13 protein-coding genes are annotated in these 12,137 nt (G+C 61.5%); 7 read left to right on the top strand and 6 right to left on the bottom strand.

The window, feature by feature from the left end:
* Positions 1 to 18: 18 nt before the first annotated feature.
* The 5 genes from MU551_RS05750 (at position 19) to MU551_RS05730 (ending at position 5,064) form a co-directional block, all read left to right on the top strand.
* Positions 19 to 1,032: a hydroxyacid dehydrogenase gene (locus tag MU551_RS05750; RefSeq protein WP_247041454.1), complete on the top strand. Its 1,014-nt coding sequence runs from the start codon at positions 19 to 21 to the stop codon at positions 1,030 to 1,032.
* A gap of 63 nt (positions 1,033 to 1,095) precedes the next feature.
* The gene (locus MU551_RS05745; protein ID WP_247041453.1) at positions 1,096 to 2,376 is read left to right on the top strand and encodes an ABC transporter substrate-binding protein; all 1,281 of its coding nucleotides are present in this window, start codon (positions 1,096 to 1,098) and stop codon (positions 2,374 to 2,376) included.
* Between the two features lie 89 nt (positions 2,377 to 2,465).
* Positions 2,466 to 3,434, top strand: a complete 969-nt coding sequence (locus MU551_RS05740) for a carbohydrate ABC transporter permease (protein WP_247041452.1) — start codon at positions 2,466 to 2,468, stop codon at positions 3,432 to 3,434.
* Positions 3,434 to 4,354 carry a carbohydrate ABC transporter permease gene (locus tag MU551_RS05735; protein WP_247041451.1) on the top strand — a complete coding sequence of 307 codons (921 nt, stop codon included), beginning with the start codon at positions 3,434 to 3,436 and terminating at the stop codon, positions 4,352 to 4,354. Before MU551_RS05740 ends, MU551_RS05735 begins: the two co-directional genes overlap by 1 nt.
* The gene (locus tag MU551_RS05730) at positions 4,351 to 5,064 is read left to right on the top strand and encodes a DUF624 domain-containing protein (protein ID WP_247041450.1); all 714 of its coding nucleotides are present in this window, start codon (positions 4,351 to 4,353) and stop codon (positions 5,062 to 5,064) included. The genes MU551_RS05735 and MU551_RS05730 overlap by 4 nt, the downstream gene beginning before the upstream one ends.
* A 10-nt stretch (positions 5,065 to 5,074) precedes the next feature.
* Here MU551_RS05730 and MU551_RS05725 read toward each other — a convergent pair whose 3' ends face one another.
* Complete coding sequence (locus tag MU551_RS05725; RefSeq protein ID WP_247041449.1) at positions 5,075 to 5,404, bottom strand: DHCW motif cupin fold protein; 330 nt, start codon at positions 5,402 to 5,404, stop codon at positions 5,075 to 5,077.
* A 109-nt stretch (positions 5,405 to 5,513) separates the two neighbouring features.
* Complete coding sequence (locus MU551_RS05720; protein WP_247041448.1) at positions 5,514 to 5,660, bottom strand: hypothetical protein; 147 nt, start codon at positions 5,658 to 5,660, stop codon at positions 5,514 to 5,516.
* Between the two features lie 405 nt (positions 5,661 to 6,065).
* On the opposite strand from MU551_RS05720, the gene MU551_RS05715 reads away from it, so the two are divergent.
* Positions 6,066 to 8,045, top strand: a complete 1,980-nt coding sequence (locus MU551_RS05715) for an alpha-L-fucosidase (RefSeq protein ID WP_247041446.1) — start codon at positions 6,066 to 6,068, stop codon at positions 8,043 to 8,045.
* Between the two features lie 31 nt (positions 8,046 to 8,076).
* Here the strand turns inward: MU551_RS05715 and MU551_RS05710 are convergent, their stop codons facing one another.
* Together MU551_RS05710 and MU551_RS05705 are read right to left on the bottom strand one after the other, a co-directional pair.
* Entirely contained in the window at positions 8,077 to 8,928 is an 852-nt protein-coding gene (locus MU551_RS05710) for a PhzF family phenazine biosynthesis protein (RefSeq protein WP_247041445.1), read from the bottom strand.
* A gap of 98 nt (positions 8,929 to 9,026) precedes the next feature.
* A complete protein-coding gene (locus MU551_RS05705; RefSeq protein ID WP_247041443.1) occupies positions 9,027 to 9,848 on the bottom strand; it encodes a nuclease-related domain-containing protein in 822 nt (273 codons plus the stop codon).
* 255 nt (positions 9,849 to 10,103) lie between these two features.
* Here MU551_RS05705 and MU551_RS05700 point away from each other — a divergent pair, with 255 nt between their 5' ends.
* A complete protein-coding gene (locus MU551_RS05700) occupies positions 10,104 to 10,652 on the top strand; it encodes a hypothetical protein (protein ID WP_247041441.1) in 549 nt (182 codons plus the stop codon).
* A 62-nt stretch (positions 10,653 to 10,714) separates the two neighbouring features.
* Here MU551_RS05700 and MU551_RS05695 read toward each other — a convergent pair whose 3' ends face one another.
* The gene (locus MU551_RS05695) at positions 10,715 to 11,083 is read right to left on the bottom strand and encodes a GNAT family N-acetyltransferase (protein ID WP_247041834.1); all 369 of its coding nucleotides are present in this window, start codon (positions 11,081 to 11,083) and stop codon (positions 10,715 to 10,717) included.
* A gap of 664 nt (positions 11,084 to 11,747) precedes the next feature.
* Positions 11,748 to 12,050 (bottom strand): hypothetical protein, encoded by a 303-nt coding sequence (locus tag MU551_RS05690; protein ID WP_247041440.1) that lies wholly within the window; start codon positions 12,048 to 12,050, stop codon positions 11,748 to 11,750.
* Positions 12,051 to 12,137: the final 87 nt, after the last annotated feature.

Raw genomic sequence — 12,137 nt, 5'->3', positions numbered from 1 at the left:
AGAAAGGAGGCCCGAAGAATGACGCGCAAGCCCAAGGCCCTGCTGCTCATGAACCGCGGAACTCTGGATGATCAGTTCGACGCCTCGCGGATGAACCGCCTTGCGCAACTGGTGCAGCTGGAGGATCCGGCCTGGACGGAGTCGCTGGACGAGCCTGGGCTCAGCGCCCGTTTGGCCGAAGTCGAAATCCTGATCACCAGCTGGGGAGTACCCAGGCTGGACGCTGCTCGGCTGGACAGCATGCCGGTCCTGCGCGCTGTGTTCCATTGCGCCGGCACGGTTCGTTCGTTCGTGAGTGACGAACTGTGGGACCGGGGCATCCTGGTCACCAACGGGGCAGATGCCAATGCCATTCCCGTAGCTGAGTTCACGTTTGCCTCCATCGTGCTGGCTGGGAAGAAGGCGCAGGTCCTCGCCAATGACGCGAGGACCGGCCGCGAGGACTGGTCCTACGCGTCGGCCCGGGGCGAGTTGGGAAACATCGGCCGCACCATCGGCGTTGTCGGATTCTCCCGCATCGGCCGGAGGGTGGTGAAGCTCGTCCAGCAGCTGCAGGACGTCACCTGCCTTGTTTCGGATCCGTACGCTGACCCTGTGGCCGTGGCCGCAGCAGGCGGAAAGCTTGTGGAGCTTGACCAGCTCCTGGCCGAGTCGGACATCGTGAGCATCCATGCCCCGGCCTTGCCTCAGACCCGGCACATGATCGGCGCACCGCAACTGGCCCTGCTCCGGGACAACGCCACACTGATCAACACCGCGCGGGGATCCCTTGTGGATACGGCAGCCCTTGAGGCCGCGTGCTCCAACGGCCGGATCCATGCGATACTCGACGTCACCGATCCCGAACCCCTGCCCGCCGGTTCAGTACTCTATGACCTTCCCAACGTGGTCCTCACCCCGCACATCGCCGGGTCCCTCGGCACGGAAACCCGCAGGATGTCCGATACCGCCCTGGACGAACTTGAACGTTACCTCGCGGGCAAGGACCTGCTCGCAGAGGTATCCGCTGAAGACCTGAGCGTCAGCGCCTAGGCGAAGAACCATCTACACGTCCAACCATCACCTTCCACCTCCCCCTCGACAAGGAGAAACGCAATGAAGCGCACCACTCTCGCAGCGATTGCCCTGGCTGCCGCTGCAGGACTCGGGCTCACTGGCTGTGCAGGCGCTGCCGGCCCCGCAGAGAAGCCCGCAGCAGAAGGCAAGACCACCCTCAGCGTGTCCGTCTGGAACTATGAGGGCACGCCAGAGTTCAAGGCGTTGTTTGATGCGTACGAAGCCGCAAACCCGAACGTGGACATCGAACCCGTGGACATCCTGGCCGATGATTATCCTCAAAAAGTCACCACCATGCTCGCAGGCGGCGACACTACCGATGTCCTCACCATGAAGAACGTCATCGACTACTCCCGCTACGCCAGCAATGGCCAGCTCCAGGAGATCAACAGCGTTGTGGACAAGCTGGACAAGGAAAACCTGGCCGGTCTTGACGCCTTCGATCTGCAAGGCAAGTACTTCGCTGCCCCTTACCGGCAGGATTTCTGGCTGCTCTACTACAACAAGGACCTGTTCAAGGCAGCGGGACTCGAAGAGCCGAACAACATCACCTGGGATGAGTACGCCGAGCTCGCCAAAAAGATGACGGGGACGGCCGCTGACGGCAAGAAGGTCTACGGTACGTACCAGCACACCTGGCGCTCGCTGGTGCAGGCGGTCGCAGCCGCGCAGAACGACGGCGACCTCATCGGAGGCGACTACTCCTTCTTCAAGGACCAGTACAGCATGACGCTGGATCTCCAGAAGGGCGGGACCCTCATGGACTTCGGCACGGCCAAGAGCCAGAAGACCAGCTACCGCACCATGTTCGAATCCGGCCAGACAGCCATGATGCCAATGGGGTCCTGGTACATTTCGAGCTTCGCCGCCGCCCTCAAGGACGGCAAGACCAACGTCAACTGGGGCTTCGCCCAGCTTCCGCAGAAATCAAAGGGCGGGGACATCACCACTTTCGGCTCTCCCACCGCGTTTGCCGTCAACAAGAACGCCCAGCACTCGGACGAAGCAAAGAAGTTCATCGAGTGGGCCGCAGGGGTGGAGGGCGCGAAGGCCATCGCCAAGATCGGCGTGGTTCCTGCCCTGCAGACCGATGACATCACCGAGGAGTACTTCAAGCTCAAGGGCCTGCCCGCCGACGAGCTGTCCAAGGAGGCCTTTGCGCCGGACAAGACAGCGCTTGAGATGCCCGTGAGCGACAAGTCCGCAGCCACCGACAAGATTCTGACGCAGGAGCACGAGCTGATCATGGCCGGTGAACGTTCCATCGACGACGGCATCGCCGAAATGGGGAAGCGAGTCAAGGACGAAGTCCTTAAATAAACCGCCAGGCCGGGGGCCGCGCCACGTGACGCTGCCCCCGGCTACGGACCCTGAACGGAGGAACGCCTGGCTGACGCCGGGCCCCCATTATGACTACCGAAACAAGACTCCGGGCACCTGCCGTCGGCCCTGATCCCAAGCGAAGGAACACCCTCAAGCGAGGGGACAGCCTCCACCGCGGGAACCGGAAACAGGCGCGGCGGAACACACTCATCGGCTGGACCTTCATCCTTCCGAACTTCCTGGGTTTCCTTGCCTTTACCCTCATCCCGGTCCTGGCCGCGTTCGCCTTGGCGTTCATGGAATGGACCTCGTTCTCTGCCCCGAAATGGGTAGGGCTGCAAAACTTCGAACGGATGCTCGGCAGCGATTCGTTCTGGATCGCACTGCGCAATACCGTGATCTACGCTGTGGGCCATGTGCCGCTGACTCTTGTCCTGGCACTGGGACTTGCCATGCTGCTGAACCGAAAGCTCAAGGGCATCGGCTTCTTCCGGGTTGCCATCTTCTTCCCCTACATCACCTCACTGGTGGCTGTCGCCGTCGTCTGGAACATGCTGTTCAGCCCCACTGACGGTCCCATCAATCAGTTCCTGCAGTTCGTAGGAGTGGCCAACCCGCCAGGCTGGACGTCCAGTTCCGACTGGGCCATGCCCGCCGTCATCATCACCAGTGTGTGGCGGGACATGGGCTACTACATGATTCTGTACTTAGCCGGCCTGCAGGCGATTCCAACGGAGCTTTACGAGGCAGCCGAGGTGGACGGGGCCAGCCCCTGGCAGCGCTTCTGGAACGTCACCGTTCCTTCGCTGCGGCCCACCACGTTCTTTGTGGTGGTGATGCTGACCGTCTCCAGCTTCAAGGTGTTCGACCTCATTGTGGTCATGACCAACGGCGGACCCGGGCGGGCAACGACGGTTCTGTCCCAGCTCATCTACCAAGAGGGAATCGGCGAAGGTAAGTTCGGCTACTCATCTGCTGTCTCCCTCGTCCTATTCCTGATCGTCCTGACGGTGACGGTACTGCAGTTCAAGATCCAGCAGCGGAGGGAACGCTGATGACCAACCTGACCGAAGACCTCAAGGCTGAGGCCATGCCAGGCGGCGGAAACGACATCTCTGCCCGGAATGAATTCCGGAGGCGGAGCCCGCGGGAGCAAAAGGCGCGCACCGTCAACGTCATCGTCTACGCGGTGCTCGTGGTCCTGGTGGCCGCCCTGATGGTTCCCTTTATCTGGATGGTGTCCTCCTCACTGAAGGAGAACAACCAGGTGTTCACGGTTCCCATTCAGTGGATTCCCGAGGAGTTCGTCTGGAGCAACTATTCGGACATCTGGACGCGGATTCCCATGATGGGATACCTGCAGAACTCGCTCTACCTGTCCGTGATCATCACCGTCCTGCAGGTCCTCACGGGATCCTTGGCGGCCTATGGCTTCTCCAAGGTGCGCTTCCCGGGACGCGACGTGCTGTTCCTCTGCTACATCGGAACCATCGCCGTACCGTGGCAGGCATACATGGTGCCGCAGTACATCATGATGCAGCAGCTCGGGCTGACCAACAGTTTCAATGCGCTGATCCTGCTGCAGGCGTTCGGCGCCTTCGGGGTGTTCCTCATGCGGCAGTACTACATGACCATTCCGGATGAATTGTGTGAGGCTGCCCGGATCGATGGCCTGAGCGAATATGGGATCTGGGCCAGGGTCATCCTGCCGCTTTCCAAACCGGCGCTTGCCAGCCTGGCGTTGCTGACCTTCGTGAACACTTGGAACGACTACATGGGGCCGTTCATTTACCTGACGAGCAACCGGCTCTGGACCGTGCAGTTGGGCTTGCGTTCCTTTGTGGGACAGTTCGACGCCGAATTCGCCATGATCATGACCGGATCAGTGATTTCAGTGGTTCCGATTCTGATCATCTTCCTGGTGGGGCAGCGTTACTTCATCCAGGGAATCGCGACGAGCGGCATGAAGGGATGAGCACCGTGCGCCAGCACGCGATGCAGCCGCTGCGGCGGAAGTGGGCCGGGCCGGGCTTCGAGACACTCGCCAGCATCTTCGGCTTCGTCTACACGTTCCTGGCCGTGAACTTCCTGCTCGCGGCGGCCAACGCACCCCTCGTGTTCTTCTTGTCCTTTGTGGGCGATCCCGTGGCCGCGTGGCCGTTCTTCCTCGCGCTCGCCGTCACGGTGGGGCCCTCTCTGGCCGGCGCGTTCAGTGCCTTTCATGCTCTGGCCGAGGAGGACGGGCCGGCCGTCAGGCCCGTAGCTGCCTTTCTGAGGGGCTACAGGAAGTCCTTCAGCCGGGCCGCTCCGGTGGGCCTGGCCGCCGTCGTACTTTTAGGGTTTCTGGTCTTTGACCTGGTGATCCTGCAGTCGATGCCGGGAGCCGCAATCCTGGTTCCCCTGACGGTGACGGCGGCCTCTGTTGTGGTGTGCGTCAGCGTGCTGATGATCGCCGGAACGGTGCTGCTTCCCCAGGCCAGGTTCAAAAGCCTCGCCAAGGCTGCGCTCTATCTGGCTGTCAAACGCTGGTACCTGAGTCTGGCTGCCCTGGCGCTGCTGTGCATCATCGCTGCGGCGGCGCTGACCCAGCCGGTTCTGGGAACGGCCCTGGCGCCGGCACCGCTGCTTTTCGTGGTGTGGAGCAACGCGGCGTTCTCGTTCAAGGCGGCGTTGCAGGAGGGCTAAGCCGAGCGGATCAGTCCACGATGAAGAGAGTGGCGCCTGTTGCGGTGGAAGAGCGGTGCGGCTCGGCCCCGTCGGCCACCTGGTAGCTCATGCCTGCTTTGAGCACGAAAGTCCGGCCGTCCTCCAGCTCCGTGTGGAGCTCGCCAGCCGTGCACAGCAGAACGTGGCCCTTTTCGCACCAATGGTCGGCCAGGTAACCCGGTGTGTATTCGACCATTCGTACCCGCATTGGCCCGAATTTTTGGGTGCGCCAATAGGCCATGCCGCTGACGCCTTTGTGCTCGGTCCGTTCAGTCTGCGACCAGTCAGTTACGTCGAACGGGATGTCTGAGATCTGCATGCGGCATTCCTTTGCGAATAAGGAGCGCATCAATCCGCTGTGCGAGGCAGTCGCCGCTAATGGCCCGTCAGCCTACAGAGTACCGGTCCAAAGCTGGGCGGGGCGTTAGTTACGCGGCCAGCATGCTCGTGCTGATGGAGAAGAAATCCTCGCCATCGACGTCGTCACGGGAGACGTAGGCGGTGAAGTCCGAGAGGGACATAAAGCAGTAGAAGTCGGTGTAACGGTAATTCGCCTTGTCTGCTTTTGTTGCCACCGGAGGGCCTCCGTTTTCTTTGTCCGTGAGTTTCCTGACTGTTGGATTAATCATGCCCCTGGACGTGAGTAGATTTAGGCAGCGTTTCCGCAGGAGTCGGAAAGGCTTTGTGCAGGTTCAGCACGGATCCCACAGCCGATGCAGATTCCGATCAAGTTCCGGGAAATGCCTGTGTAAGGGCGTTCCGGACCATTGGCAGCACAGGCTGACCCTCGTCGAAAGCGGAACCCTCCCCGGAGTCGTAGACATCATATGTTAGGGCTCGTGCTGAAGACAAGACAGCTACGCAGAGCTGAAGAACGGCATTGACATGCTGAGATTTGGTCATAACATCAGACGTATCGATCCAACTTGTGTGCGCTAACAGTGCTGGTGCGGACCCCTAATCAACATGGAGCTAAGACAATGACGTCACGAAATTTTGGTCGCCGGCACTTTCTCGGCGCAGCTGGTGCCTCGGCTGCAGGTCTGCTGGCTCCCTCCGTCGGCGGTGGAGTATCACCAGCCACAGCGGCCGACGGTGCAACCGGTCAGGTTTTGGCGGCGGGTACAGGGTGGGACACGCAGGCTCTGCTGCAGAAGCTGGTCGATATGCGCTTCGGGATGTTCAACCACTTCAACCTGGGCACTTACACGAACCAGGAGTGGGCAGCGCCCAACCAGAATCCCGCGCTCTTTGCACCGCCGTCGGTGGACACCGATCAGTGGGCGGATGCCGCTCTTTCGGCGGGGATGAGCTATGGGGTGCTCACCACCAAGCACCATGACGGATTCGCGCTGTGGCCCACCAAATACGGCACCCAGAACGTCATGAACTCCGGGTACAAGCGCGACGTCGTCAGGCAGTACGTGGACTCGTTCCGCTCCCGGGGTCTGAAGGTGGGCTTCTACTTCTCCATCTGGGACCGGACCTATCCCGTCCAGGCCACCGGCGGCTACCATGTCAGCGACCCGGCCGCCGGTGTCAACCCGCCCCAGATCACGTACGTGCTGAACCAGCTCACTGAACTTCTCACCGGCTACGGCGAGATCGAAGTCCTCATGCTCGATGGCTACGCCTGGCAGATGGGCCACCAGCAGGTCCCGATGCAGCGGGTCCGCGACCTGGTCAAAACCCTCCAGCCCAACTGCCTCATCATCGATATCTGCGCGGTCCTCACCCCCTGGCTGGCCGACGGGATTTTCTGGGAGGAACCTTTCGGGATCACTGCGCCGGCCGGGAACACCTGGGCCGGGATGCAGGGCCAGACCATCAGTGACGGCTGGTTCTGGCACCCCTCCACACCCACCGAAGCACTGATGTCCAAGGACGCCATCATCACCCACCTCACCGAACTCGAATCGAGGTGGACCTCCTTCATCCTCAACTGCGCACCCAACCGCAACGGAAAGCTCGACCCCAACGTGGTTGCCCGCCTCGCCGAAGTAGGCGCGGCCTTCTCCCCCAACCCGCGCGGCGCGCTCCCGGCGCAGCCTCTCCGCGCCGAACACCTGATCACTCCGGTGGCGGCATACGCGTCCGCGTTCCGTGAGGCCGAACCCCCCTACTTCGCGATCGACGGGCGCGCCGACAACAAACTGCAGACCTGCTGGTCCACCTGGCCCGGCACCGGCGAGCTCGCGGTACCCGCATCGATAACGCTGGATCTGGGCGGCATCTACACAAATGTCACCACCCTGGAGTACCTTCCCAAGCAGTGGAACCGGGCAAACGGCACCGACGGCGACGTGACCTCCTTCGAGATCTCCACCAGCACCAACGGCGTGACCTTCACAACCGTCGCCTCCGGCACCTGGGCCACCGGGTCCACCCCGAAACTCGCCCAGTGGGCCCCCGTCACCGCTGGCTTCATCCGGTTCACCGCGAAGGCCGGCTCCGGCGGCTACACCAACGTCGCCGGCCTCCGGATCGGCGGCCGCACTGCAAAGCCCGCCCGCCAGTCATTCGCCGTTGCCCCCAACCGCGCCTACAAACTCATCAACCCCGCCAGCGGCAAAGCCCTGACCGTCCTCAACGGCTCCACCGCCAACAGGGCCGCCGTTGTCCTGGCCCCCGACACCAACGCCGCAAACCAGCGCTGGACACTGACCACCGACGTCGACGGTTACTACAAACTAAGGGACGCCAACAGCGGAAAGGTCCTCGAGATCGGATTCCGCTCACGGACCATCGGCGAGAAGGCAGCGATCTATTCCAGCGCTGACGTCCTGCAACAGCAATGGGCAATAACACCCGTAGCCAACGGAAAAGTGGCCCTCACCAACCGCTTCTCCACCCATGCCCTGGGCCTGACAGCGGCGGGGACCACCGACGGAACCACCACAGAACAACAGCTTTACCGAGGCGCCGCCCACCAGCAATGGTCACTCATCGACGTCACCTAAACCGGCCTCACCGGGTAAATGGAAGCGGAGGCTACAGCATGACAGTGCCTTGGATGCAGGTGGCCGATTCGCCGCCAATCCAAATGTCTCCATCCTGAGCCTTCACGTGGATACGCCCTGCCCTGCCGAGCACCGTTCCCTGGGCAGCCACGTACTCCTCGGGCGCGCGGCCGCTGCCAATCAGCCATTGCGCAGCACCTGCGTTGAAACTGCCCGTGACCGGGTCTTCCATCATGGCGTCACCTGGAATGAACGTCCGGACTTCGAAGTCCGTGCCGGCGCCCGGCTCCTGGGGGCCGATCACACCGACCTTGAGATCAGCCAGCGCCGTCCAATCGGGCTCGATGGCCAGCACCTGCTCGGCGGATGCAACCAGGACACCAATCCACTCAGGTCCATTGACCAGCCAGCTTGCGTCCAAGAGTTCGTTCTCCGGAAGTCGCAGTCCAGCTGCCAACCGGGAGCGGACAGCGGAGTCCACTGGACCGAAACGGGTTAGCGGCGGTGCAGCGAAAGCCAAGCGTCCGCCGTCGTGCTTCACCCGTACCAAACCTGCGCCGCACTCCTGTACCAGGACGCCTTCAGTCTTCGGCACTCCGCCGGCCTGAAGCCAGGTATGCGCAGAACCCAGCGTGGGATGCCCGGCGAACGGGAACTCCTCGCTGCCCGTGAAGATGCGCACGCGATAGTCGGCACGGGAATCCGTAGGAGGGAGGAGGAACGTGGTTTCAGAAAGATTGGTCCAGTTTGCGAAATGCTGCATCGTCTCGGTACTGAGGCCTTCGGCATTGACCACGACGGCGAGTGGATTGCCTCGGTAAGGCCGATCGGAGAAGACGTCGACTTGGTGGAACGGGCGCAGACGCGAGGCTTGTAAAGTCACCGCCGCAGGATATCACCGGCGCTCACAGGCCTGGAGCGCTGCTAGACCTCCGCGCTGTAAACGTGGCCAGGGACTCAAATATTCACCACTGTTAGTCATCATGCTGACCTAAACCGAGAAGCTACCGACTCACGCATCGTCGCCACATCAACATCGCCGGCTGTCTGCTCCGTAAGCACTTTGGCCAACCGTTGCGGCCAGAGCACGTGAACGCCGCGAGTCGAGAACGCGCCCCCGATCAGGGGCCAATCTGCCTCGACGAAGCACAGCACCCCGGTAACCGGAACATCCCCGACGAGGTCGCGCATGACGTCGACCCGCTTGAGTACCCCGTCGACCAGTTTCGTGCAATCACGCCGGCCAACAAGGAGCCTCTCGACGCGTGGGCGAAGGATGCCACCCTCGATCTTCAGTTCAGGTCGTCCCTTGTACCGCTTGGCATCGATCACCCAGATTCCACCGGAAGTAATGGCGATGTGGTCGATATTTGCCTTCGAGCCGGGGATGCGCCGATCGTGAAGGACAGCCAGGCCATCGGCAGCCAGGGCATTTAGTCGAGCGCCGAGACGTTCCTCACCGATCGCACCTCGATCCCAGGACTTGGTGTGCGGCCGCTCGTCAGAGAGGGCGACTGCGAGCCCACCGAGGCGACCCCACTTTTCGCGGAGCTTTTCCTCGTCCTTCGCCTTGCGACGGTCATATTCGCGACGGGCGGACGACCCGGCTACTCCGGAATCAGTAGACAACGACTCATCACCAGGTGGTTCCAGGTCGGGGGACATGGTTTGCTTAGCCGCGGTGGCACACTCCAGGCAGCGGACGGTCTTCGTCTCGCTCTCGTAGATCGCTTCTGTCCCGGCCGGCAGAGAGGCACCGCACAGCCGACACACTCCGGCGTACCGGAGTCTCATCTGCCTCATGAGGATGCACTTTGGCTCACAGCCACGGACAGAGACTGTTGGTAGACGACGGCGGCTGGGCCGCTGATGCGCTTTGCCATGGATCAATCCTCACTCACGGCAGGAACCTTTCGGCGTGTGCCGCGCGTAGCGTCGTCCAAAGACCTCGCGAACTGTCGCAGTGAAGGATCCAGAAGCGGGAAGTCCCCTTGGCGCCGTTGACTGGGCGGGGTCGGCAGGGCAGGCTGTGAGGACATCCACGGCAAGGGGGAGCCGATGAAGTACCCGACGTATCTGGTTCCGCTCGCGGTTGTGCTCGGGCTTGCCCTTGCCGGGTGCCAGTCTGCCGCCGCGCCGATCACGGTGGGATCGTCCGCATCAGCAGGCCCGTCGTCGTCCGAGCTCGCGGCCATCATCCAGACTGCTGTCGAGGATCGAAACGGCACAGTCCTCGACGCTCCCCCCGCTGCTCGCCTGGACGAGGGGCAGATGACGGCGGCCTACCGGTCTAAGCGGGAGCGGAATCTCTTAGTGGTGGCCCGGGCCAAGGCTGGATTCAAGTCAAAGGGCTTCTGGTATACGTCCTTTTCGACGACAGTAACGGTGGAGTCGGTCGAGGTGAGCGGTTCGGAGGCAAGCGTTCAGTTCAAGGAATTGACCGAGCAATTCCAGGCCTCGACGGCGAATGGGCCGAGCAGTGTCCCGTCGGGCTACTCTCTGCCACAGACCGCGACGTTCCTGGCAAATGGGGACGGCTGGCAGTTAGACAGCATCGTCCCTATCGTGCACGGGGGCGGCCTGCCGATGTCCGTTGTCGAGGGCTGATAACTGTCGGAGAGACCCTCACCGGATGCATCGCCGTGCGAAGGCTGGAGACGTCCTGCGGTTCAGGTGGTTATCCGGTACCGCAATTTGAACTTGGTGTCCTGGCTGTTGCGCGTTTCCGGAACGCCACCGTGGCTTTCGATCACGCGCCGGGATGCCAGGTTGTCGGCGTCGCAGGTGAGCAACACCTCGCCGATCCCAAGGTTCCGGGCTTCGGTCAGTGCCAGATCCAGAATCTGCCCCGCATAACCGTTCCTCCGGAATCGTGGGCGCACTGAATATCCAATATGACCGCCCACCAGGCGGAGTGCTGGGTTGAGGTGGTGGCGGATCGAAACCCGACCCACTATCTGGCCCCCGACTTCCGCGACCAAAAACGTTTCCGGAACCTGAGTCTCGGACAGACCAATGCCCTGGCGAATACATTCCATTCTGTCCCAAAAAATCGGCCCATTCCATGTCGGGGTCATAGCCGTGGAGGAACTCAAAGCCTTCACGTGCGAGTTCTTCATGAGCACGCGCTACCTCCTGCAGATCGTGAAGGGAGAGGCGGCGAAGTTCCATGACAACAGACACTAACGCCTATCCGTTGCATGAAGGGGTTGCGGGAACGGTCATGCGCACGCAAGAATCCATGGCCACATCCAAATCATCAAGATATGCATAGCCCCGATGCGGGGGATGCAGCCTTCACAGGTGGTGCAGCTGTGCGGCGCCCAAGGAAGTGGCATATCCACCAGCGCGAATACTGGCCCTAATCGGTAGGAGCCAGCCAGCTGCTTGGCCAGGGATTGCTCGCGGCTGACTCCCAGGACTTCATTACCGGCCCTTTGGCCCGGTCGTGAATGACCGTTTGATGGAATCCATTGCAGCTCCTCCTATTGGACAATACTGCGATAAATCAAAGACGCCGACGACGTCCGGGCCCGCTATACATACTGGTGGTCTCAGTAAGCAACGCTAAAGGGGCCTCACGTTGATCCTTGGACAACGAACTACCCATCAACACAAAAACTGCTCCCCGTAGGTCAGAACGGATTTCTCAGTCCAACTTTCGGGGAGCAGTTCATGACCCGGGTGGGGCCCATTTCTCAGTTAGGCCATGGGCTCAAAATGAATGCCACGGCGACCAGAAGGTCGTGCTGCCGGAGGGTTCAGGATTTCAGGGGAGGGGCGCTCCGCCGCGACGTGTTTGGTGAATCCGAGCGCGTCAGCAAGGATTCCCGGGCTCATTCCTTCGTCGTGGGCTCGAATGACAGCTTCAATGAGGAGCTGGTCAACAGCCTCCCTTAAGGTCCTGAGGTCACGAAGAGCAGCCTCGGTCTCCGTTAACTGAAGGTTTTCCTGGTGCCAACGAAATTCTTGGGCGTGGCGGCTGGCTTTTCGTTCTGCACTCATGTGGACAACATTAGTTCTACGGGCAGATACCAACAAAAAAGAAACCGCTGCGCCGTACCCGCGAGGCTTAGTTGTAGCGTCGGGTAA

Source organism: Arthrobacter rhizosphaerae (assembly GCF_023062595.1).
Lineage (GTDB): Bacteria > Actinomycetota > Actinomycetes > Actinomycetales > Micrococcaceae > Arthrobacter > Arthrobacter rhizosphaerae.
Note: the sequence above shows the minus strand (reverse complement) of the source record. Positions and strands in the feature narration are given on the sequence as shown.